This window comes from Hyphomicrobium sp. (assembly GCF_036780825.1).
Taxonomy (GTDB): Bacteria; Pseudomonadota; Alphaproteobacteria; order Rhizobiales; family Hyphomicrobiaceae; genus Hyphomicrobium_C.
On the sequence record NZ_DAIQCD010000046.1, the window covers coordinates 1 to 21209 of the forward strand.

Sequence of the window (21209 nt, forward strand, 5' to 3'; positions counted from 1 at the left end):
CGCGTTTTTCTGGAAAAGTCCCTCATCCGCCCTGCGGGGCACCTTCTCCCGAGACGGAAGAAGGAAATAAGGCGTGGCTATTTTAATAGCTCTTTTACCGCACCGCTCGCTTTGCCGAAATCCATCTGGCCGGCAAAGCGCTCCTTCAAGGCGGCCATGACGCGTCCCATGTCCTTGGGACCCTCGGCGCCGAGCTCGGCGATCAGCGCCGTGACGGCGGCTTTCACAGCGCCCTCATCCATCTGCTGCGGCAGGTAGGCGTCAAGAATGGCGATCTCGGATTTCTCCTGGTCCGCGAGATCCGTGCGACCGGCTTTCTCATAGGTGGCGATGCTCTCGCGGCGCTGCTTCACCATCTTCTGCAGAATAGCGACGATCTCCGCTTCACCCACCTCGGTCGGCGGCCCGCCCACGCCAAGCTCACGGTCCTTGATGGCGGCGGTGATGAGGCGCAGTGTCGCGAGGCGCGCCTTGTCGCCGGCCTTCATGGCATCCTTGATATCCTGGTTGATGCGCGTGCGCATTGCGGGAACCCCTCCTAACGACGATGGTTTGCCTGCTATATAGGCGAGACGCCGCCTAATCGCGAGCCGCGGGGATGGCGAGCCATTTTCTTGACGCGATGAGCGGCCTCGCATAGGTTCCGCCGCGATCCATGGACCCCGGCTTCGAGCAGCCCTCTTGCGTCGCAGAAACGCGCGAGAGACCGGCCCGCGCGAGCCCAGCTTCGAGCTCATGATGACATCCACGCCCGCGCCCTGGACCGACACCCCCTGGACGGCCCGCCTCGTGCTCGATGACGGCACCGTCATATCCGGGATTGGCCTTGGGGCCACGGGTAAGGCTGCGGGCGAAGTGTGCTTCAACACGGCCATGACCGGCTACCAGGAGATCCTCACCGATCCCTCCTATGCCGGGCAGATCGTCACCTTCACGTTCCCGCATATCGGCAATATCGGCACGAACGGAGAGGACACGGAGACCTCCAACCTCGCGGCGCGCTCGGGCGTGCGCGGGTGCGTGCTCCGGGCCGAAATCACGGATCCCTCGAATTATCGCGCCGCGGCTCACTTCGATGCCTGGCTGAAGAGCCGCGGCATCATCGCGATCGCGGGGATCGACACGCGGGCGCTCACGGCCCGCATCCGGGAGCACGGCATTCCCAATGCCGTCATCGCCCACGAGCCCTCCGCGAATTTCGACCTCGACGCGCTTAAGGCCGAGGCCAAAGCCTGGCCAGGGCTGCTCGGCCAGGATCTCGTGCCGGATGTGACGAGCGGGCAAAGCTATAGCTGGGACGAGACCCGCTGGGTCTGGGGCAAGGGGTATGGCCGCAATGAGAACCCGGAGTTTCACGTCGTCGCCATCGACTACGGGCTGAAGCGCAACATCCTGCGCTGTCTCGCCTCCGCCGGCTGCAAGGTGACGGTGGTGCCGGCGACGGTCACGGCCGAGGAGGTGCTGGAGCGCTGCCCGGATGGCGTGTTCCTGTCCAACGGGCCGGGCGATCCGGCGGCGACGGGAGCCTATGCGGTGCCGCAGATCCGTAAGCTCATCGATGCAGGGATGCCGGTGTTCGGCATATGCCTGGGCCACCAGATGCTCGGCCTCGCGCTCGGGGCCAGGACGCGGAAGATGCCTCAGGGGCACCGGGGGGCCAATCATCCGGTCAAGGATACGGCCACGGGGAAGGTCGACATCACGTCGATGAACCACGGGTTTACCGTCGACGGGGAGACCCTTCCTGCGGGCGTCGTCGAAACCCACGTGTCGCTTTTCGATGGCAGCAACTGCGGGCTCGAGGTTACGGGGAGCCCTGTCTTCTCGGTACAGTTCCATCCCGAGTCCTCGCCCGGCCCTCAGGACAGCCATTACCTTTTTACCCGTTTCGTCAATAAGATGCGGGAGCGGCGCGGCGCACCGGCCAAGCCGGAGCGGTAGGGGCGAGCGATGCGGGGTAACTTTCCCGTGCAGTGATCGACTTTTTCCCGGGTAGGTGTGTAGGATGCGCGCCGTTCGAAACGATCTGCGCCAATTAAAACAACCGGGAGAGTGAAACGTCCGATGCGCACCCCTATACTCGCCGTATGCAGCCTCGTGATCGCCGCGGGAGCCGCTCCGGCCGCGGCCTGTGACGGCAAGGCCGAGGTCGAGGCCGCCTTTGTCGCACAGCATAAGAAGCCCTGGAGGACCGTGGTTCTGACCAAGGGCCCGGATGGAACGGACCAGCGCCAGCACGTCGATTTCCAGCCCCCGGATAAGATTTATCGCAAGGCGACGGCGGGCGACGAGGCCATCGAGACGATCGGGATCGGCAAGACTGCCTGGAACCACACCGAAGGCGGGGGCTGGGAGGAGCTGCCGTTGATGCATTCCCGCACGGTGATGCTTCAGATCCAGGAAGCCTTCGCGCCGCCGCGCGTGACGGCAGAGTTCAATTGCCTCGGCACGGTCACGTACGATGGCAAAAGTTTCCGCGGTTATCAGACGATCCCGGAAAAAATCGCCAGCGGGGAGACGCTCGCGCGCACGGTCTATATCGATCCCGACACGGGGCTGCCGGCCTTCAACATCGTCGGCGCGCCCGACGGCAGTGGCGAGGCCCTGGTGACGAGCATCTACACTTATCCCACGGACATCAAGATCGAGCGCCCGTTTTGATGAGCGCTTGCGGCGCATTAAGAGCCGTGCGATGGCGTTATCAGCACGCCGAGACAGAAATCTGTGAAGGCCGTTCCCGCAGCGGGGCGGCCATGGAGGAAACGACACGATGCGATTGAAGTCGTCGGGCCTGCTCGTCCTTGCCCTTGGGCTTGCCACTGCGGCGCCTGCGTTTGCGGACTGCTCGATGGAGGTGGCGATGGCCGTCAACTCCCAGGGCAAGCAGAAATTCATCCGCAAAGAGACGAGCATGATCACCGAGGCGGGCCCCGCCAAGATGGTGGTCGAGTATGCCACCCCGGACCGGATGCATCAGGTTCTGACGCCCCTGACCGAGGGCAAGACCGTGGAGAGCATCGTCGTCGGCGAGAAAGCCTGGACGAATAACGGCGAGGGCTGGAAGGAAGCCGGCAAGTACGAGACCGACCAGCTCATCCAGTTCATGATCACGAGCATCGCTCAGGTCTATCAGGAAGTCGGTAAGTTCGAGTGCGTGGGGACCGAGACCGTCGACGGGCGCGAGGTCAGGGGCTATCGCGGCGTCGATGAGCCGCCCCCGGGTCCTCCGGGCAAGAAACCGACGGAGCCCGCGACGAAGAACGAGGCCGTGCGCATGATCTATCTCGATCCGAAAACAGGGCTTCCCGCACGCAGCATCTTCGCCCGCCAGGGACATCTCGACAAACCGATCTTCCAGGAGATCTATTCCTATCCGGACAAGATCGAGATCGAACCGCCGAAAGATCTGGCCAACTAAAGAAGCGGACCGTTAATACACGTTACACATTCAAGATGGATGACCTATCCAGGACGGAACGAGGGCGCCACAGGGCGCCCTCGTTTCATGTCTGAGGGTGGAGAACAAGACACAGCGTCTCGGCTATAGCCAAACGCCAAAGGCTCGAATAGAACCGCCTCGCCATGCCAAAACGCACAGATATCGACGCTATCCTCATCATCGGCGCCGGACCGATCGTCATCGGTCAGGCGTGCGAGTTCGATTATTCCGGCACCCAGGCCTGCAAGGCGCTGAAGGCGGAAGGCTATCGGATCATTCTGGTCAACTCCAACCCGGCGACGATCATGACCGATCCGGAGCTGGCGGATGCGACCTATATCGAGCCGATCACGCCCGAGATCGTCGCCAAGATCATCGCTGAGGAGCGCCGGCAGAGACCCGACGAGAAGCTGGTGCTCCTGCCGACCATGGGCGGGCAGACGGCGCTCAACACGGCGCTGGCGCTCGAGCGTCAGGGCGTACTCGCTCAATACGGCGTCGAGCTGATTGGTGCGCGTGCGGAGGCGATCGACAAGGCCGAGGACAGGAAGCTCTTCCGTGAGGCCATGGACCGCATCGGCCTCGAGAGCCCGCGCGCGGCCATCGCATCCTCGCCACCGCTCCGGGACGAGCAAGGCAGCATACTCGGTTACGACAGGCAGGTGGGCTTCACGGAGGCGATGCGCGCCCTCGATGAGATCGGGCTTCCGGCGATCATCCGCCCGGCCTTCACGCTGGGGGGCACGGGCGGCGGTGTTGCCTACAACCGGGAGGAGTTCGAAAGCATCGCCCGCTCGGGGCTCGACGCGTCTCCTGTTGGCCAGATCCTGATCGACGAGAGCCTGCTCGGCTGGAAGGAGTACGAGATGGAGGTCGTCCGCGATCAGGCGGACAACTGCATCATCGTCTGCTCGATCGAGAACATCGATCCGATGGGCGTGCACACGGGTGATTCGATCACCGTCGCGCCGGCGCTCACGCTGACGGACAAGGAATACCAGATCATGCGCGACGCCTCGCTCGCGGTGCTGCGCGAGATCGGCGTCGAGACGGGCGGCTCGAACGTGCAGTTCGCGGTGAACCCGGCGGACGGGCGCCTCGTCGTCATCGAGATGAACCCGCGCGTCTCGCGCTCCTCTGCGCTCGCCTCCAAGGCAACCGGCTTCCCCATCGCGAAGGTCGCGGCGCGCCTCGCCGTCGGCTACACGCTCGACGAGTTGGAGAACGACATCACGGGCGGCGCTACGCCTGCGTCCTTCGAGCCGACCATCGACTACGTGGTCACGAAGATTCCGCGTTTCGCCTTCGAGAAGTTCCAGGGCGCCGACACGACGCTGACCACCGCCATGCGCTCGGTTGGCGAAGCCATGGCCATCGGCCGCACGTTCGCGGAAAGCCTGCAGAAGGCGCTGCGTTCCATGGAGACGGGCCTTACCGGCCTCGATGATATCGAGCTCGAAGGGCTCGGCGGCGGCGACGACAAGAACGTGATCCGAGCGGCCCTCGGAAGTCCGACGCCGGACCGCATCCTCAAAGTGGCGCAGGCGCTGCGTCTCGGTGTCGACCCTGCGCAGGTGCACGCCTCGTGCAAGATCGACCCGTGGTTTATCGCGCGGATCAAGGAGATCGTCGACGTCGAAGCTCGCGTCAAGGCGCACGGACTGCCGTCGTCGGGCGAGCATTTCCGCTTCCTCAAGGCCATGGGCTTCTCGGACGCGCGGCTCGCCACGCTCGCCGGCAAGACGGAAGCAGAGGTGCGTGAGGCACGCCACGCGGCGGGTGTGCGCCCAGTGTTTAAGCGCATCGATACCTGCGCGGGGGAGTTCGTTTCGCCGACCGCCTATATGTACTCGACCTACGAGCGCGGCCTCGTGACGCCGCCGGAGGGCGAGCACGCGAGCGTGCCGGTGTGCGAGGCGCAGCCATCGGACCGCGAGAAGATCATCATCCTCGGCGGCGGCCCGAACCGCATCGGGCAGGGCATTGAGTTCGACTACTGCTGCTGCCACGCCTGCTTTGCACTTACGGCCGCGGGATACGAGACCATCATGGTCAACTGCAATCCCGAAACCGTCTCCACCGACTACGACACGTCAGACCGGCTCTACTTCGAGCCGTTGACCGGGGAGGACGTGCTCGAGATCATTCACCGCGAGCGGGAGAAGGGGACGCTCAAGGGCGTCATCGTGCAGTTCGGCGGCCAGACGCCGCTTAAGCTCGCGAGTGCGCTCGAGGAGGCGGGCGTGCCTATACTCGGCACCTCGCCCGACGCCATCGACCTTGCCGAGGATCGCGACCGCTTCAAGGCGCTGATCGACCGGCTCGGCCTGCGCCAGCCCGAGAGCGGGATCGCCGCGACGCCGGGCGAAGCGGCCGAGATCGCTGAGCGCGTTAGCTTCCCAGTGGTCATCCGCCCCTCGTACGTGCTTGGCGGCCGGGCCATGGAGATCGTGCATGATCGCGCCGAGGTGGACCGCTACATCGCACGCCTCTCGGCGACGCTCGACCGTCCGTCGGAGCTTGCCGTCTCGGCGAAGAGCCCGCTCCTGATCGACCGCTATCTCGCGGACGCCATCGAGGTCGACGTTGATTGCCTTTCGGACGGCCGCGACACGTTCGTCGCGGGGATCATGGAGCATATCGAGGAGGCAGGCATCCATTCGGGCGATTCGGCCTGCTCGCTGCCGCCGCATTCGCTCTCGCCTGCGATTGTCGCCGAGCTCGAGCGACAGACGCGTGAGCTGGCGCTGGCACTCGGCGTGGTCGGCCTCATGAACGTCCAGTTCGCCATCAAGGACGACGAAGTTTACGTGCTCGAGGTGAACCCGCGCGCGTCCCGCACGGTGCCGTTCGTCTCCAAGGTCATCGGCCAGCCGATCGCCGCCATCGCCTCTGAGATCATGGCCGGTCGGCCGCTGGCCGACTTCGGCCTCAAGGCCGCACGCATCGAGCATGTGGCGGTCAAGGAAGCGGTGTTTCCGTTCGCGCGCTTCACGGGTGTCGATCCGATTCTCGGCCCCGAGATGCGCTCAACGGGAGAGGTGATGGGCGTCGACCGCGACTTCTCCATTGCCTTCGCCAAGAGCCAGCTCGGTGCCGGCCTCAAGCTGCCGACTTCGGGAACCGTGTTCGTTTCCGTCAAAGACAGCGACAAGGACCGCATCGTGGCCCCGCTCAAGGAACTCGTCGAGCTTGGCTTCACGGTGATCGCCACGCGTGGCACGCGGCGCCATCTGGAAGCCAATGGCGTGCAATGCGAGGTTGTGAACAAAGTGCTGGAGGGCCGGCCGCACGTGGTGGATGCCATGAAAAATGGCGAAGTTGCGCTGGTCTTTAATACAACCGAAGGTGCTAAAGCTGTGGCGGACAGCAAGGACATCCGGCGGACCGCCTTGCTTCACCACATTCCGTATTATACAACCCTCGCCGGTGCGGTCGCCGTGACGCGAGCGATCAAGGCGCTCAAAGCGGACATTCTCAAGGTGGCTCCGCTGCAGGCCTACGTCAGCCGCGCCTCCTGAGACGTTCGTGTCTCGTCACGCGTTATCCCGCAACACGCCCCGTCAGAGTACAGGGACCTCGAGATCAAGGTGCTGGCTTCCGGCCAGGCCGAATGGGAGATTTTAGCGATGTCGATGGAACGTGTTCCGATGACGATCGAAGGCTTCAAGACGCTTGAGGCGGAGCTGCATCGTCTGAAATCGGAGGAACGTCCCCGGATCATCCAAGCCATTTCAGAGGCGCGCTCCCACGGCGATCTTTCGGAAAACGCCGAGTACCATGCGGCCAAGGAAGCGCAGGGCATGAACGAGGCCAAGGTCGCGGAGCTGGAGGATAAGCTGTCGCGCGCCGAGATCGTGGACACGGCGAAGCTGTCCGGCACGACGGTCAAGTTCGGCGCCACGGTGACGCTCGTCGACGAGGACACCGACGAGACGGTGAAATACAAGATCGTGGGCGACCTCGAGGCCGATGTGAAAGCGGGCAAGATCTCGATCTCAAGCCCGATCGCGCGCGCGCTCATCGGAAAATCCGAGGGTGAATCGGTTGAAGTGACGACGCCGAGAGGCGCCCGCTCCTACGAGATCCTCAAAGTTGAGTGGATGTAACGGCGTCGCCTCCAACGGATCCTTGTTGCGTTAAGCTGCCCGGTTCGGCGGTAGGAGAGACAGGCACTCCATCGCGGTTTCTGCATTGGTCAGGAAGCGGAGGCTTGCTGCACTCCCGGGTTAACTGCGCCGCCGTAATGGTGTGCTCGGCCGCGTGGCGTGAGTGCGGATGGGCCCGCCCTCCCCGGGTCTCTCTCAAGCGGCAGGGCGGCGACCGGCTTTGCAGACCGAAAGAGAAGAGAGCGGCACCGTGGACAGAAGCGCATCGTCCGGTCCTTCGCGCCCGCGGTCGGCCTTCACGTATGCGTCCTTCCGGCTCTATTGGCTCGCCCGCTTCTTCAATGGCTTCGCGACGCAGATCGTCTCGGTAGCCGTCGGCTGGCAGATCTACGACGAGACGCGCAATGCCTTTCTGCTCGGCCTCGTGGGGCTGGTGCAGTTCGCCCCCGCGCTCATCCTTGTTCTCGTCACCGGGACTGTCGCGGATCGCTACAATCGCCGCGCGGTGATGGGGCTCAGCATCGCGCTCGAGGCGGCCTGCGTGGCGGCGCTCGCAGTCTTCTGGATGCTCCATGAGGCGCGTGCGGACGGGCATGGCTCCGTGTGGCCGGTGTTCGCCATCCTGATGACGTTCGGGCTCGCGCGTGCGTTTCTCACTCCGGCGGTGCAGTCGCTCGCGGCGAACATCGTGCCCCGCCGATCGTTCGCCAACGCCGTGGCCTGGAACTCCTCGGCCATGCAAGCGTCCTTCACCATCGGCCCCGCAATCGGCGGGCTGCTCTATGGCGTGGCCTCGCTCGTGCCCTATGCCGTGGCGGTCCTGCTTTTTGCCGCGGCGGCCGCGCTGACGTTGCTGATTCCGAAGCCGCCGCAGCGGACCACGACCGAACCGCGCAGCGTCGAAACCATGCTCGCCGGCTTTCGCTACATCCGCACCAACCCGGTGGTCCTCGGCGCTATCTCGCTCGATATGTTCGTCGTTCTGCTCGGCGGCGCGACGGCGCTGCTGCCGGTGTTTGCGCGCGACATTCTCGAGGTCGGGCCGTGGGGCCTCGGCTTCTTACGCTCGGCCGCGGGGATCGGCGCCCTGGTTATGGTCGTCTGGTTGGTGCGCAATCCCATCCATGACCATGCGGGGCGCATCATGTTCGCTTGCGTCGGGATCTTCGGCGTCGCAATCCTCGTGTTCGGGCTGTCGACCACGCTCTGGCTGTCGTTGCCGGCGCTATTCGTCATGGGGGCGGCCGATATGGTGAGCGTGAACGTGCGCTCGACGCTCATTCAGCTCGCGACGCCGGATGACCTGCGCGGGCGCGTGTCGGCGGTCAACAGCGTGTTTATCGGAGCCTCGAACGAGGTCGGCGAATTCCGCGCCGGCACCATGGCCGCCCTGATCGGCGCCGTGCCGGCCGTCGTGCTCGGTGGGGCCGGGGCTCTCGTCATCACCGGCATGTGGGCGCGGATTTTTCCGGCGCTCTACAACACGCGCCGGCTGACGTGAAAGCCGGATTGGACGGTCTCAGGCGCTCTCGGGCTCCGTCAGCGGCACGCCCGGGGCGCGCTTTGCCCGGCGAATGGTGAGGCTCGTCTTGACGCTGGCCACGTTCGGTGCCGCCGTCAGCTCCCTCAGCACGAACTCCTGGAAGGTCGGAAGATCGGGCGCGATGCATTTCAAAATGTAGTCGCTTTCGCCGGAGAGCATGTAGGCTTCGCGCACCATGGGCCAGCTGAGCACGAGGTTCTCGAAGGCGTTGAGGTCGGTCTCGGCCTGATTGTGCAGGCCGACGAGGGCGAATGCCGTGAGGTCGAAGCCGAGCGCCTGCTCGTCGACGAGGGCGGTGTAGCCCTGGATCACGCCCGCATCCTCGAGCGCGCGCACGCGGCGGAGGCATGGCGGAGCTGAAAGGCCGACCCGCTGCGCCAGTGCCACGTTCGTAAGGGCTCCGTCGGTCATCAGCTCGCGCAGGATGCGCCGGTCGGTTGCGTCGAGACGAAGGCTCATCGGGTCCTCACTGAGGCGGTCCGCCTGCCATGGAGTGGGAGCAGGGCGGTATCGCAGCAGATGGAAAGAACATTATCACGGAATCGCGGCCTTTTACCCCTGATGCGCATACGAAGTATCTCGACAGGCGTCGGCCGAGCGGGGAATGTGCGAAGATGAAGGCGTCGTTGCAATCGAAGGATGAGGCGGCGGGTAGCCCTGGCCGGCCGCTCGCAGGCGCGCGCGCCTGGGTCGTGAGCGACGGCAAGGCCGGCCACGAGGCCATGTGCCGGGGCGTGGCGGACGCGCTTGGTGTGGCGGTCGAGTGGAAGCATGTTGCGCCGCGTGGCATCTGGAAGGCGCTCTCACCCTGGGCGCCGGTGGCGCCGGGGGAACGATTCGCCGCCTCGGGCACGCCGTTTGCGCCGCCCTGGCCCGAGATCGCCCTCGCTGCCGGCCGCACGACGACGCCGTACATCCGCGCGCTGAAGAAAAGAGCCGGGGCGGATATCTACACAGTCATCCTCATGGATCCGCGGACCGGGCTCCGGGGAGCCGATCTGTTCTGGGTGCCGGAGCATGATGGACGGGGCGGGGCGAACGTCCTGACGACGCTTGTAGCGCCGCATCCGTTCTCGCCTGCACGGCTCGCCTCCATCCAGACGGAGGGGGATGCCCGTCTCGAGCTCCTTCCGTCGCCGCGCATCGCCGTTCTCATCGGCGGCCCGAACGGGCGTTTTCACTATCCGCCACCCGTGATCGAGCGGCTGGCCGCCTGCGTGCGCTCGCTCGCGGATCTCGGTGCCGGACTGATGCTTACCGCGTCGCGCCGCACGCCGCCGAGCCTCGTGGCCGCGCTCGAAGCCGCGACAGGTGGCACGGGGACCCTCTTCTGGAACGGGGAGGGAGCCAATCCCTATCCCAAGTTCCTGGCTTATGCGGATGCGTTCCTCATCACGGCCGACAGCGTCAACATGGCGGGCGAGGCGGCGGCAACGGGGCGTCCCATCTACATCTTCGAGCCCGAGGGCGGTGCAGCAAAGTTCGATGCCTTCCATGGGGCGTTGAGGGCGAGGGGTATCTCCCGCCGGGCGCCGGGGCAGTTCACGTCAATCGAGACGTGGGACTATGCGCCTCTCCATGCGGCAGAGACCATCGCCGCGGAGATCGGGCGGCGCTGGCAGGCTGCGCGTTCGGGCGGGGTGTAGCAACGGGGTGCAGGCGCTCATGTCCCCTATAACGGTCACCCCGTCAGCCGGTCCAGTGATTGCGGCCGCAGGCACGCGCGAGGGAGGCGGCGCTCTGTCCCGTGCGGGGCGGAGGCGGCGCTGGATCGAGATGGGCGTGCTGTTCGTGCTCGCGCCGCTCGCCATGCGCTGGATTGTGCACGACGGCAAGATACCGATGTTCGCCGCGCTCTTGCCCGTGCTCGTGGTGGCGCTTTTTCTTCTGCTCGCCGATCCGACGTTCCGCCTGCGCACCGAGCTTGCGCGCCGTATCGGCTGGCGCAACGGGATCTCCATCCTCCTTCTGCTCGTCGTTGCGGGCGGAGGGTTGGTTGCGTGGATCGAAAGCCATCATCCGGCATGGTTGTTAGAGTTTCCCCGCAACCGGCCTGATACCTACACGCGCATCATGATCGGTTATCCGATCTTCTCGGTGATGGCGCAGGAGCTGCTCTATCGCTCGTTCTTTTTTCACCGCTACGGAATGCTATTCGGCCGTCAGGTGTGGGTGGCCGTTGCCGTGAACGGGCTGCTGTTCGGCTTTGCCCATATCGTCATGGACTCGACGTTCGCCGTGGTCGCGACGGTGATCGGGGGGCTCGTGCTCGGCGCGCGTTATGCGGCGACGCGCTCGTTTTGGGCGGTTTTCCTCGAGCATACGCTGTGGGGCTGGCTGCTGTTCACGATCGGGATCGGCCGCTACTTCTTCACGGGCGTCTCGAACCTCTGAGGCCTCTGACCGGATTGAGTGTCCGGCTGGTTTCCGCTAGAAGACGGCCAATTCCCGAATTTTTTGCTCAGAGAGAGGCGCCCGAATGGCTGCAGCCCACCAGTACGTCTACCACATGCACAAGCTCTCCAAAACGTATCCGGGGGGCAAGCAGGTCCTGAAGGACATTTCGCTGTCGTTCCTGCCTGGCGCCAAGATCGGCGTCGTGGGCCTGAACGGCGCCGGAAAATCGACGCTCTTGAAGATCATGGCGGGCGTTCTCGACGACTTCGTGGGCGAGGCGCGCCCGGCCGACGGTATCAAGGTCGGCTACCTGCCGCAGGAGCCGGAGCTCGATCCCTCGAAGGACGTGCTCGGCAACGCCATGGAGGGCGTGGCGGAGAAGAAGGCTATCGTCGATCGCTACAACGAGATCGCGGCCAATTACACCGAGGAAACCGCCGACGAGATGACGGCGCTGCAGGACCAGATCGATGCGCTGGACCTGTGGGATCTCGATACGCAGGTCGAGCAGGCGCTCGATGCGCTGCGCTGCCCGCCGGGCGATGCTGACGTCTCGAATCTTTCGGGTGGTGAGAAGCGGCGCGTGGCCCTGACGCGGCTCCTTCTATCGAAGCCGGACATCCTGCTGCTCGACGAGCCGACCAACCACCTCGACGCCGAGAGCGTGGCGTGGCTCGAGCGCTACCTCACGGAGTATGCGGGCTGCGTGATCCTCGTCACGCACGATCGCTACTTCCTCGATAACATCACCGAATGGACGCTGGAGCTCGACCGTGGCCAGGGCGTGCCGTGGAAGGGCAACTATTCGAGCTGGCTCGAGCAGAAGGCGAAGCGTGCCGAGTCCGAAAAGGCGACCGAGGAAGGCCGCCAGAAGCAGATCGCGCGCGAGCTCGAGTGGATCCGCTCCTCGCCCAAGGCGCGTCAGGCGAAGTCCAAGGCGCGTATCTCGGCTTATGAGAAGCTCGTCGAGCAGGCGGGCCGCGAGGATGTCGGCAAGGCCACGTTCTCGATCGCGCCCGGCCCGCGCCTGGGCGACATGGTGGTCGAGGTGGAGGGGCTGACGAAGGCGTTCGACGATCGCCTGCTGATCGACGACCTCTCCTTCAAGCTGCCGCCGGGCGGGATCGTCGGCGTCATCGGACCCAACGGTGCCGGCAAGACGACGCTGTTCAAGATGTTGACCGGGGCCGAGCAGCCGGACAAGGGATCCATCACGTTGGGCCCGACGGTGAAGCTCGCCTACGTCGACCAGAGTCGTGATCACCTCGACGACAAGAAGACCGTCTGGGAGGAGATCTCGGGCGGGCTCGACATCATGAAGTTTGGCGACAAGCGCGAGATGAGCTCGCGGGCCTACTGCGGCTGGTTCAACTTCAAGGGCGCGGACCAGCAGAAGAAGGTGGGGCTTCTCTCGGGCGGTGAGCGGAACCGCGTGCATCTCGCCAAGATGCTGAAGGAGGGCGGCAACCTGCTGCTCCTCGACGAGCCGACCAACGACCTCGACACCGAGACGCTGGGCGCGCTCGAAGCCGCGCTCGAGGACTTCCCGGGCTGCGCCGTGGTGATCACCCACGATCGCTTCTTCCTGGATCGCCTCGCGACCCACATCCTGGCCTTCGAGGGCAACAGCCACGTCGAATGGTTCGAGGGCAACTTCGAAGCCTACGAGGAGGACAAGAAGCGCCGCCTCGGCGACGCCGCCGTCGAGCCGCACCGCATCAAGTTCAAGCGCTTCGAGCGCTGATGGGAGAAGCGACCGCGCGGTTTGCGGAAGGCTTAATCGCCTTCCATGTCGCCGCGGGCGGCTGGGCCGTTCCAATCGAAGTGGTTCCCCTCCCCCTTGTGGGGAGGGGTCAGGGGTGGGGGGAACCCCTAACCGCAGAGGGTCTGGCATCCCCCCTCCTAACCTCCCCCACAAGGGGGGAGGAACGAGCGCGGTCAATGGTTGTGTCCGCAGATTAGCGTGATCGGAACAGGCTCTAATCCGAGAGGCTGCTGGTGGCGCCGAGCGGGCGCTTGGCGGCCGGCGGCGCACCGATGAGCGCGCGAGCCGTCTCCAAAGTGTCGGCTTCCTCCGGAGGCTTGTCCCAGCGGATGCGGTGGATGCGCGGAAAGCGCATCGCTAGTCCCGACTTGTGGCGTGTGGAGGGGAATACCGCATCGAAGGCGATCTCGAGCACGAGCTGCGGTGTGACGGCACGCACCGGGCCGAACTGCTCGATTGTGTGCGTGCGCACGAAGCGGTCAATCTCGAGGAGCTCGGCGTCGGTCATGCCCGAGTAAGCTTTTCCTATCGGCACCAGCTCGTGGCCTGGATAGACGTCGCCGCGTGGCCCGCCTTCGGGCGAGGCTCCCGCGATCTCGCGCCAGACGCCGAACGTGTAGTCCGAATAATAGGACGAGCGCTTGCCGGAGCCGCGCTGCGCGTACATCAGCACGCAATCGAGCGTGAGGGCGGCGCGTTTCCACTTGAACCAGTGCCCGCGCGGGCGGCCGGAGAGATAGGGGCTCGTCCAGCGCTTGAGCATAAGGCCTTCGATGCCGTCCTCGCGCGTTGCGGCCCAAAGCGCATCGAGCTCATCGCGGCGGGCGTAGCGAACGAGCGGGCTCACGTCGGTGAGCGCCGGAGCGTTCTTCGCGTGCCAATCTTCGAGGCGCGCGCGCCGCTCGCGGAACGACAGCTCGCGCATGTCCTCGCCGCGGGCCAGGAGCAGATCGTAGAGGCGCACGTGGGCGGGATGCTCCTTGAGCATGCGCCCCGTCACGGCTTTGCGGTTCAATCGCTGCTGCAGGTCGTTGAACGGCGCGACGATGCCCCGCCGGGCGACGAGCAGCTCACCGTCGAGCACGGCGTCGAAACCCTCGAAGGCAGCGGCGATGTCGGGGAACGTGTGCGAGATGTCGTCTCCGGTGCGCGAGAAGATGCGCACATGCTCGGCATGCGCGGCGATCTGCACGCGGATGCCGTCCCATTTCCATTCCGCGGCGAACTCCGCCGGATCGAAGCTCGTCCAGTCCTGCTCCTCGATGGCGTGGGCCAGCATCAACGGGCGGAAGACCGGCTGGCCGCCGGCGTCGGGACGCGGGCCGCGGCCTTCGAGCCATTGGAAGAGATCGAGGTACGGCGGGCTGAGAGCGTGCCAGATCTCTTCGATGTCGCCGATCTCGTGGCCGCTCATTTCGGCCAGTGCCGTCTTGGCGAGGCGCGCCGAGACGCCGACCCGCGGCGCGCCGCCCACGAGCTTCAGAAGCGCCCAACGTCCGCGCACGTCGAGGCGGTCGAGCAAATTGCCGAGCCGCGGCGCGACCTCGGCAGGCTCGGCTGTGGCGAGGAGGGCAACGACTTCCGCCAGAGGCGGCGCAGCCTCGCGCAGCTCGGGCGGGCCTTCGGGCGCGGGCCACATCAGCGCCACCGTCTCCGCGGTGTCGCCAACGTAATCGCGCGAGAGCGCATAGAGGACCGGATCGACGCGCGCTTCGAGCAGCGTCGCGAGACTGCGCCGCAGCGGCAGGCGGGGAAAGAGCCCATCGGTCAGGGCGGCGAGCGCGAAGCCGCGGTCGGGATCCGGTGTCGTGCGGAAGTAATCGGTGAGAAGCGACAGCTTGCCTTTGCGCGAGGGCGTCGTCGAAAGCGTGTCGAGGAGGAGGGCGAACGGTTCCACGTCACTCGTCCTCGTCCTCGAAGCCGACGAGAGATAGCGCACGGGCCTTGAGGCCGCGCCGTGAAAGCTCGTAGACGAGGGCGTCGTCGCGGCCATGGGTCACCCAGACGTCCTCGGCCCCAGTCTCGAGCACGGTTGCGATCAGCTCCGGCCAGTCGGCGTGATCGGAGATGACGAGAGGCAGCTCGACGCCGCTCTGGCGGACGCGGCCCTTGATGCGCATCCAGCCGGAGGCGAACGCCGTCACGGGATCGGGGAAGCGGCGCGACCAGCGGTCGGAGACGGCGGATGGCGGCGAGAGCACGAGCGCGCCGGCGAGATCGGAGGGGCTCGCGTCCGAGACCGCGCGGATGTCGCCGAGCTCTATGCCGAGCTCTTGATAAAGCTCCGTCATGGCCATCATGGCGCCGTGCAGATAGATGGGCGCGTCGTAGCCCGCATCGCGCGCGAGGCGGATCACGCGCTGGCATTTGCCAAGGCTGTAAGCACCAACCAGATGCGCACGCTCCGGATTGCGGCGGATGGAGGCGAGCAGGCGCGCGACTTCTCCGGCTGCGGGTTCGTGCTGAAAGACGGGAAGGGCGAAGGTCGCTTCAGTGACGAACACGTCGCACGCGACCGGCTCGAATGGCAGGCAGCTGGGATCGGGGCTGCGCTTGTAGTCGCCGGAAATGACGGCGCGCTGCCCGTTCCATTCAAGCACGACCTGCGCCGAGCCGAGGATATGGCCTGCAGGGACTAGGCGGACCGAGACGCCCGCGATGGCGAGCGTCTCGCTGAGTGCGACGGGCTCGAAGCGGCCAGCCCCATCGGCACCGAGCCGGAGTTTCATGATGGCGATCGTTTCCGGTGTGGCGAGGACGGCGCCGTGCCCGGGTCGAGCGTGGTCGCTATGGCCGTGTGTGATGATGGCGCGGGGAACGGCGCGCGCCGGATCGATGAAAACGTCGGCCGGCTCGCAGTAAAGGCCGCGCTCGGTCGGATAGAGCCATTGGTCGAGTCCCGCAGCAGACATTCCGATTCTGAGCTTTTTACGGGGGAGTCCGGTTCCTGGCGTCGTTCCAGCTCAGACGGTATCAAGAGCCGGCTTTAAGCTTTTGTTCGATCGCGCTTCTTGTCGAGAAACCGGCTCCCGCTTTGCGAAGCGCGTCAGGAAAGAGTAAACGCCGGCCGCCTCTCGCCGGTTTCATTTTTGGCGAGACGGTGCTGACGACACCCGAAGTCGCCGCCACGCGGCCCGGCTCAGGCGATGATATCCGGCAGAAGCTGATCCTCGATCTTGGTGATCTGATCCTTGAGGGCGAGCTTCTTCTTTTTCAGCCGGCGGATCAGGAGCTGATCGGTGGCGCCGTTGATCTCGAGCGTCAGGATCTCGTCGTCCAGCACGCGATGCTCTGACCGAAGCTTAACCAACTCTTCCCGAAGCTCCCTGTCGTTCTGCCGCTGCATGTCGCTCTCTTCGAAAGCCACCGCCCCTTCTGGGCGCTCCGGACGGGTGGGCTTGGGTCAATGATCGATCAAGTAAATTATCGTCGCATTTTCGGCGCGGTGCAAGCAAGTGAGCCATCGCAGAGAAGTGAAATACGCGTAAAAACTGGTGCTTAGCTGGCGGCTTGTGTGGTTTCCAGCCCGGTATGACGCGCTGGCGGCATTGGATGCGGATGGACAGTACGTTGCAAATCTGTGACAATCCTGTCGTCTTCAACTCTGAAACGGAGGTCAGGATGGCGCTATCTGCTCATCTTCAGGAACTCTCAGAGAAGCACCGGCAACTCGAGCGCCGGATTCAAGAGGAGACGGCAAGACCCGGTTCGGACGATCTTGCGATCCGCCGGCTCAAACAAGAAAAGCTGAAGCTGAAGGAGCAGATCTACAGGCTCGAAACAACGGCCACACGGCACTGACGCCTTTCACGGAGCTGCGAGCGCAGCCGGTTCCGTGGCTGCTATCGCAGCTCGCTGGGAGGCCTCTCCCGGGCCTCTCATCATCGCGGCGGCTTATCATAGATCGATATAGACCGACGCCATTGGCCCCTTGCGGCAGCGTATTTCCCTCGACGAGCCTTCTTGATGCTATCGGCGCGGCGCGTGCCTCGGATGACTGTTGCGTCAGCCGGCTTTCAGAAGTTCGCGCAGCTTGAACTTCTGCACCTTGCCCGTCGAGGTCTTGGGCACTTCAATGAACATGATGGAGCGCGGCGCCTTGAAATGGGCCAGCCGCTCGCGGCACCAGCCGATGATCTCCTCCTCGGTGGCGGCAGCGCCAGGCTTCAACTCGACGAATGCGCAGGGGGTCTCTCCCCATTTCTCGTCGGGCTTGGCAATGACGGCAGCAACCGCGACCGCCGGGTGCTTGTAGAGCACGTTCTCGACCTCGATCGAGGAGATGTTCTCGCCGCCTGAGATGATGATGTCCTTCGAGCGGTCCTTGAGCTGGATGTACCCATCGGGATGCAGGACGCCGAGGTCGCCCGAATGGAACCAGCCGCCTGCAAACGCTTCGGCGGTGGCGGCAGGGTTCTTGAGATAGCCTTTCATCACGATGTTGCCGCGGAACATGACCTCGCCGATGGTCTCGCCGTCGGCGGGCACCTCTGTCATCGTCGCCGGGTCCATCACCGTCAATCCCTCGAGAGCGGCGTAACGCACGCCCTGGCGGGCGCGCTTCGAGATGCGGGCATCGCCCGGCAGCGCGTCCCATGCGCCATGCCATTCGTTGAGCGTTGCAGGGCCATAGGTCTCGGTGAGGCCGTAGAGATGCGTCAGCTCGAAGCCGGCTTCGCTCATGCGCGCCAGCACCTGTTCGGGTGGGGGAGCCGCTGCGTGATTGAAGGCAACGCGATGTGTGATCTCGCGGCGCTCGTCGTCGGCGGCATTGAGCAGCGTGGCCATCACGATCGGCGCGCCCGAAAGATGTGTCACCTCATGATCGACGATGGCATCGTACATGGCCTTGGCGCGCACCCAGCGAAGGCACACGTGCGTGCCGGCCACCAGCGACAGCGTCCACGGAAAGCACCAGCCGTTGCAGTGGAACATCGGCAATGTCCACAAGTAGACGGGATGGCGCGTCATGGCGGTGGCATGCATGTTGGCGTAGCACATGAGGGCCGCGCCGCGGTGGTGGTAGACGACGCCTTTGGGATTGCCCGTGGTGCCGGAGGTGTAGTTCAGGCTGATCGCCTCCCACTCGTCCTCGGGCCAGCGCCAGGAAAACGCGGGATCGCCGCTCGCGAGGAAGGCCTCGTAGTCGAGATCGCAGAGCGGCGGGCCGAGATCCGGAAACTCAGGATCATGATGGTCGACCAAGAGCGGCTTGACGCTGGCAAGGGCAAGGGCGTCCTTGACGTTCGCCGTGAACTCGCGGTCGGAGATCAGCACCTTCGAGCCGGCGTGATCGAGCTGGAAGGCGACGATCGGCGCATCGAGGCGGGTGTTGAGGCAATGCAGCACGGCGCCTGTCATGGGAACCGCGTAATGGGCTTCGAGCATCGCGGGCGTGTTCGAGAGCATGACCGAGACGGTGTCGCCAGGCCCGATGCCGCGAGCGGCGAGGGCGGAGGCAAGCTGGCGCGCCCGCCTGTAGAACGTGGCGTAATCCACCCGCCGCTTGCCGTGGATGATCGCCGTGTGCGCCGGATAAACCCGCGCGGCCCGCTCGAGAAAGCTGATCGGCGTCAGCGGCTGATAGTTCGCCGGGTTCTTGTCGAGGCCCACGGAATAGGGATTCTGGCTCATCGGGAACTGCTGCCTTGTCGGTCCGATTGCTTTCTAGCGAAGCCAGCGTCTGGCGGCAATGCAAAGCCGAGGCCTATTCACGTGGCCCGCAACTCGCCCGCCCGAGCATGGCGATGGCGCGCTGCTCATAAGCTTCTCCCCGATCCGGCGCGCGGATGAGCGCGATGCCTTCGTGGGCCGGGACGGTCAGCGTCGATGCCGCCGTTACAGCCATGCTGTCGCCAGCGGGTTGGCGCTGGGCATCGGCGGACGGTACGAGCAGGATGGAGACCTCCGGCCGGGCGTTCGGCGACGCGAGAGACGAGAAGAAATTGTCGCCGGCGGGAGAAAAGAGCGCCACCATCCATCCCGGCTCCGGCAGCACGGCGGATAGGCTGATGGGACCACGCCGGGTATCGAAGCGGCAAGCCGCATAGCGCGCATCCGGAGAAAAGAAGGGCAGAGGCTGAGCATCTGGCGCAACCACGGGCAGGATCTGCATGGTGTTCACGGGTAGACTGGCGGCGAAGCGCTCGTAGCCCGAGGCCGGAATCAGGTGCGGCGTCGCGAGGGTCGCCAGGATATGCAGGATGGCGGCCGCAAAGAGCGCCGCAGCTGTGAGCGGAACATTGATCGCACCGATGCGCGCCCACAGCCGCCTTATCATCGCCATCGACGCGTTCATCGCCTAGCACCTCGTGCGTGTGATCTTGGGCAGCACGCGCTCGACATCGTCCTCCTGGGCGACGGCGCGCGAGCCGAGATCGAGAACGGTGAAGGTGAGGGCAAGCCGTCCGGCGCCGCCCGTCGGAAGCCAGTTGCCGGGGCGTGCGTCGCGCGACAGCGCTGCCACATAGGAGCCGTCGGGATGGATGGCCATGGTGTTGCTCGTGAAGGCGGAGCGGCCGAGTACATTGGGAATGAGGCGGCCCTCGGTGTCGAAGGCGGTGAGACTCCACCAGAAATCCTGCATCTCGCGCCCCTCGATCGCGTAATCGCACGATGAGTGTAGCGTGCGCCCTTCGCTGTCAGTGTGCGCGACAAACGTCTGCGAGACCTCGGTGCTGAGCGGCAGGATGCCGAGGCGGGCGTTGTGCGCACGGGTGTAGGGATCGCTATCAGCACGGCCAGAGGCCGACCAGGAGACCCAGGGACCGACGGTGACGGTGGTGAGCGGCGAGCCGCGCTCGATCATATACCAGCTCGATCCAAAGCCGAGGATCAGCACGATGCCGATGAACAGCGCCCAATCTGTGGTTACGGCGACCAGTACGGCCGCTCGTTTGCGCAGACGGTGCAGCGTGAAGCTTAGGACGTTGAGCGAGGCTCGGGATCGAAACGTGCGGGTTGCTGACATCGGCTAGGGCACGGCAAATGCGGCGGGTGCGTTCCCACCGCTGGTCTGCGAAGCGAATGCGGGAGGCGTCGTGCGGCCATCATCGGCACGGCTCCCGCGCGGCGTGGCAGGATCCGGGGGCCGCCGGTCCCGATCCGCGGGGGCGGGCGCATCCGCCGGCGGGGCCTCAGCTAAGCCGGCCGCCTTGCGGAGTGCGGTCGTGATCCCTTTCACCGTATCGCGCGCGGCGTCGGTCATGATGGGCGAGACAGGCTTCGCGGCGCCAAGCTCCGCCGCAGCCGCGGCCGGATTGGTGCGCTTCAGCTCGGCGATGCGTTTCTGCTCGGCAAGCTGCACCGGATGGGGCGAAAGACCCGGCAGCGTCGGGATGTTCATATCGCGATGGGCGACGGACATGAACGAATGCCAGAGCGGGGCGGCGAGCTGGCCGCCGGTGTTGCCGCCTGCCATGGCCCGGTTGTCGTCGTTGCCGAGCCAGACGCCGGCCACGTACTTGCCGGTTGCGCCGACGAACCAGACGTCCTTCGGACCGGAGCTGGTGCCCGTCTTGCCGACCACATGCGTGAAATCGAGCGCCGCGCGCTGGGCGGTGCCGTCAGTGACGACACGCTGCATCATCTGGTTCATGCCAGCGGCGACCTTGGGTGAGATGAGCTGGGCGGGTTCCGGCTCGTCGCGCTCGCGGCTGTAGATCAGCTCGCCACGCGAACTCACGATGTCGAGGATCGCGTAGGGCTTGGCGCTCTTGCCGCCGTTGGCGAATGTGGCGAGGCCGCCCACGTGCTCGAGCGGCGTGATGCCGTAGTCGCCGAGCGCCATCGAGCAGGTTTTGCGGATGCCCGTGATGCCGAGACGCTGCGTGAGCTCGATCACCTTCTCGCGCCCCACTGCGAATGACAGTTCCGCCGCGACCGTGTTGAGGGATTTGGCGAGCGCCATCCAGAGCGGCATGCGCGCCCCGCTGCCGTGGCTGCCGCCGTAGTTCT

19 protein-coding genes are annotated in these 21209 nt (G+C 65.3%); 10 read left to right on the forward strand and 9 right to left on the reverse strand.

Going from position 1 to position 21209, the window contains the following annotated elements; all coding sequences use genetic code 11:
• Positions 1-77: 77 nt before the first annotated feature.
• Positions 78-524, reverse strand: a complete 447-nt coding sequence (locus tag V7P99_RS13555) for a GatB/YqeY domain-containing protein (RefSeq protein WP_333795363.1) — start codon at positions 522-524, stop codon at positions 78-80.
• 214 nt (positions 525-738) lie between these two features.
• Here V7P99_RS13555 and carA point away from each other — a divergent pair, with 214 nt between their 5' ends.
• The 6 genes from carA to V7P99_RS13585 all read left to right on the forward strand — a co-directional run bounded on the left by carA (position 739) and on the right by V7P99_RS13585 (position 9049).
• Positions 739-1941, forward strand: coding sequence for a glutamine-hydrolyzing carbamoyl-phosphate synthase small subunit (carA, locus tag V7P99_RS13560; RefSeq protein WP_333795380.1), 1203 nt, complete (start codon positions 739-741; stop codon positions 1939-1941).
• Between the two features lie 123 nt (positions 1942-2064).
• Positions 2065-2661 carry a hypothetical protein gene (locus V7P99_RS13565; RefSeq protein WP_333795364.1) on the forward strand — a complete coding sequence of 199 codons (597 nt, stop codon included), beginning with the start codon at positions 2065-2067 and terminating at the stop codon, positions 2659-2661.
• Positions 2662-2770: 109 nt separating this feature from the next.
• On the forward strand, positions 2771-3418 hold the full coding sequence (locus V7P99_RS13570) for a hypothetical protein (RefSeq protein ID WP_333795365.1): 648 nt from the start codon (positions 2771-2773) through the stop codon (positions 3416-3418).
• Positions 3419-3582: 164 nt separating this feature from the next.
• The gene (carB, locus tag V7P99_RS13575; RefSeq protein WP_333795366.1) at positions 3583-6960 is read left to right on the forward strand and encodes a carbamoyl-phosphate synthase large subunit; all 3378 of its coding nucleotides are present in this window, start codon (positions 3583-3585) and stop codon (positions 6958-6960) included.
• Between the two features lie 114 nt (positions 6961-7074).
• Positions 7075-7548 (forward strand): transcription elongation factor GreA, encoded by a 474-nt coding sequence (greA, locus tag V7P99_RS13580; RefSeq protein WP_333795381.1) that lies wholly within the window; start codon positions 7075-7077, stop codon positions 7546-7548.
• 250 nt (positions 7549-7798) lie between these two features.
• Positions 7799-9049 carry an MFS transporter gene (locus V7P99_RS13585; RefSeq protein WP_333795367.1) on the forward strand — a complete coding sequence of 417 codons (1251 nt, stop codon included), beginning with the start codon at positions 7799-7801 and terminating at the stop codon, positions 9047-9049.
• 18 nt (positions 9050-9067) lie between these two features.
• Here the strand turns inward: V7P99_RS13585 and V7P99_RS13590 are convergent, their stop codons facing one another.
• Positions 9068-9550: an Lrp/AsnC family transcriptional regulator gene (locus tag V7P99_RS13590; RefSeq protein WP_333795368.1), complete on the reverse strand. Its 483-nt coding sequence runs from the start codon at positions 9548-9550 to the stop codon at positions 9068-9070.
• 155 nt (positions 9551-9705) lie between these two features.
• Here V7P99_RS13590 and V7P99_RS13595 point away from each other — a divergent pair, with 155 nt between their 5' ends.
• From V7P99_RS13595 to ettA, 3 genes are all read left to right on the forward strand, one after another.
• The gene (locus tag V7P99_RS13595) at positions 9706-10737 is read left to right on the forward strand and encodes a mitochondrial fission ELM1 family protein (RefSeq protein ID WP_333795369.1); all 1032 of its coding nucleotides are present in this window, start codon (positions 9706-9708) and stop codon (positions 10735-10737) included.
• A 19-nt stretch (positions 10738-10756) separates the two neighbouring features.
• Entirely contained in the window at positions 10757-11485 is a 729-nt protein-coding gene (locus V7P99_RS13600) for a CPBP family intramembrane glutamic endopeptidase (protein ID WP_333795370.1), read from the forward strand.
• Between the two features lie 85 nt (positions 11486-11570).
• Positions 11571-13232, forward strand: coding sequence for an energy-dependent translational throttle protein EttA (ettA, locus tag V7P99_RS13605; RefSeq protein WP_333795371.1), 1662 nt, complete (start codon positions 11571-11573; stop codon positions 13230-13232).
• Between the two features lie 235 nt (positions 13233-13467).
• Here the strand turns inward: ettA and V7P99_RS13610 are convergent, their stop codons facing one another.
• The 3 genes from V7P99_RS13610 to V7P99_RS13620 all read right to left on the reverse strand — a co-directional run bounded on the left by V7P99_RS13610 (position 13468) and on the right by V7P99_RS13620 (position 16599).
• Positions 13468-15150: a cisplatin damage response ATP-dependent DNA ligase gene (locus V7P99_RS13610; RefSeq protein WP_333795372.1), complete on the reverse strand. Its 1683-nt coding sequence runs from the start codon at positions 15148-15150 to the stop codon at positions 13468-13470.
• A 1-nt stretch (position 15151) separates the two neighbouring features.
• A complete protein-coding gene (locus V7P99_RS13615) occupies positions 15152-16165 on the reverse strand; it encodes a ligase-associated DNA damage response exonuclease (protein WP_333795373.1) in 1014 nt (337 codons plus the stop codon).
• 227 nt (positions 16166-16392) lie between these two features.
• Entirely contained in the window at positions 16393-16599 is a 207-nt protein-coding gene (locus tag V7P99_RS13620; protein WP_333795374.1) for a YdcH family protein, read from the reverse strand.
• A 212-nt stretch (positions 16600-16811) separates the two neighbouring features.
• Between V7P99_RS13620 and V7P99_RS13625 the strand changes: the two genes are divergently transcribed.
• Positions 16812-17054 (forward strand): YdcH family protein, encoded by a 243-nt coding sequence (locus V7P99_RS13625; RefSeq protein WP_333795375.1) that lies wholly within the window; start codon positions 16812-16814, stop codon positions 17052-17054.
• Positions 17055-17258: 204 nt separating this feature from the next.
• On the opposite strand, the gene V7P99_RS13630 is transcribed toward V7P99_RS13625, so the two are convergent.
• The 4 genes from V7P99_RS13630 to V7P99_RS13645 all read right to left on the reverse strand — a co-directional run.
• Positions 17259-18887 (reverse strand): acyl-CoA synthetase, encoded by a 1629-nt coding sequence (locus V7P99_RS13630; RefSeq protein WP_333795376.1) that lies wholly within the window; start codon positions 18885-18887, stop codon positions 17259-17261.
• A gap of 73 nt (positions 18888-18960) precedes the next feature.
• The gene (locus tag V7P99_RS13635) at positions 18961-19551 is read right to left on the reverse strand and encodes a hypothetical protein (RefSeq protein WP_333795377.1); all 591 of its coding nucleotides are present in this window, start codon (positions 19549-19551) and stop codon (positions 18961-18963) included.
• Positions 19552-19554: 3 nt separating this feature from the next.
• Positions 19555-20223, reverse strand: coding sequence for a DUF1214 domain-containing protein (locus tag V7P99_RS13640; RefSeq protein WP_333795378.1), 669 nt, complete (start codon positions 20221-20223; stop codon positions 19555-19557).
• A 3-nt stretch (positions 20224-20226) separates the two neighbouring features.
• The coding region (locus tag V7P99_RS13645) for a penicillin-binding transpeptidase domain-containing protein (RefSeq protein ID WP_333795379.1) at positions 20227-21209 on the reverse strand (983 nt) is incomplete at its 5' end.

Coding starts and splice junctions, on each gene's coding strand:
- V7P99_RS13630 (WP_333795376.1), bottom strand. CDS start 18,887: ATGAGCCAGAATCCCTATTCCGTGGGCCTCGACAAGAACCCGGCGAAC.
- greA (WP_333795381.1), top strand. CDS start 7,075: ATGGAACGTGTTCCGATGACGATCGAAGGCTTCAAGACGCTTGAGGCG.
- carA (WP_333795380.1), top strand. CDS start 739: ATGACATCCACGCCCGCGCCCTGGACCGACACCCCCTGGACGGCCCGC.
- V7P99_RS13635 (WP_333795377.1), bottom strand. CDS start 19,551: ATGAACGCGTCGATGGCGATGATAAGGCGGCTGTGGGCGCGCATCGGT.
- V7P99_RS13555 (WP_333795363.1), bottom strand. CDS start 524: ATGCGCACGCGCATCAACCAGGATATCAAGGATGCCATGAAGGCCGGC.
- V7P99_RS13590 (WP_333795368.1), bottom strand. CDS start 9,550: ATGAGCCTTCGTCTCGACGCAACCGACCGGCGCATCCTGCGCGAGCTG.
- V7P99_RS13595 (WP_333795369.1), top strand. CDS start 9,706: ATGAAGGCGTCGTTGCAATCGAAGGATGAGGCGGCGGGTAGCCCTGGC.
- V7P99_RS13600 (WP_333795370.1), top strand. CDS start 10,757: ATGTCCCCTATAACGGTCACCCCGTCAGCCGGTCCAGTGATTGCGGCC.
- ettA (WP_333795371.1), top strand. CDS start 11,571: ATGGCTGCAGCCCACCAGTACGTCTACCACATGCACAAGCTCTCCAAA.
- V7P99_RS13620 (WP_333795374.1), bottom strand. CDS start 16,599: ATGCAGCGGCAGAACGACAGGGAGCTTCGGGAAGAGTTGGTTAAGCTT.
- V7P99_RS13615 (WP_333795373.1), bottom strand. CDS start 16,165: ATGTCTGCTGCGGGACTCGACCAATGGCTCTATCCGACCGAGCGCGGC.
- V7P99_RS13570 (WP_333795365.1), top strand. CDS start 2,771: ATGCGATTGAAGTCGTCGGGCCTGCTCGTCCTTGCCCTTGGGCTTGCC.
- V7P99_RS13625 (WP_333795375.1), top strand. CDS start 16,812: ATGGACAGTACGTTGCAAATCTGTGACAATCCTGTCGTCTTCAACTCT.
- carB (WP_333795366.1), top strand. CDS start 3,583: ATGCCAAAACGCACAGATATCGACGCTATCCTCATCATCGGCGCCGGA.
- V7P99_RS13565 (WP_333795364.1), top strand. CDS start 2,065: ATGCGCACCCCTATACTCGCCGTATGCAGCCTCGTGATCGCCGCGGGA.
- V7P99_RS13640 (WP_333795378.1), bottom strand. CDS start 20,223: ATGTCAGCAACCCGCACGTTTCGATCCCGAGCCTCGCTCAACGTCCTA.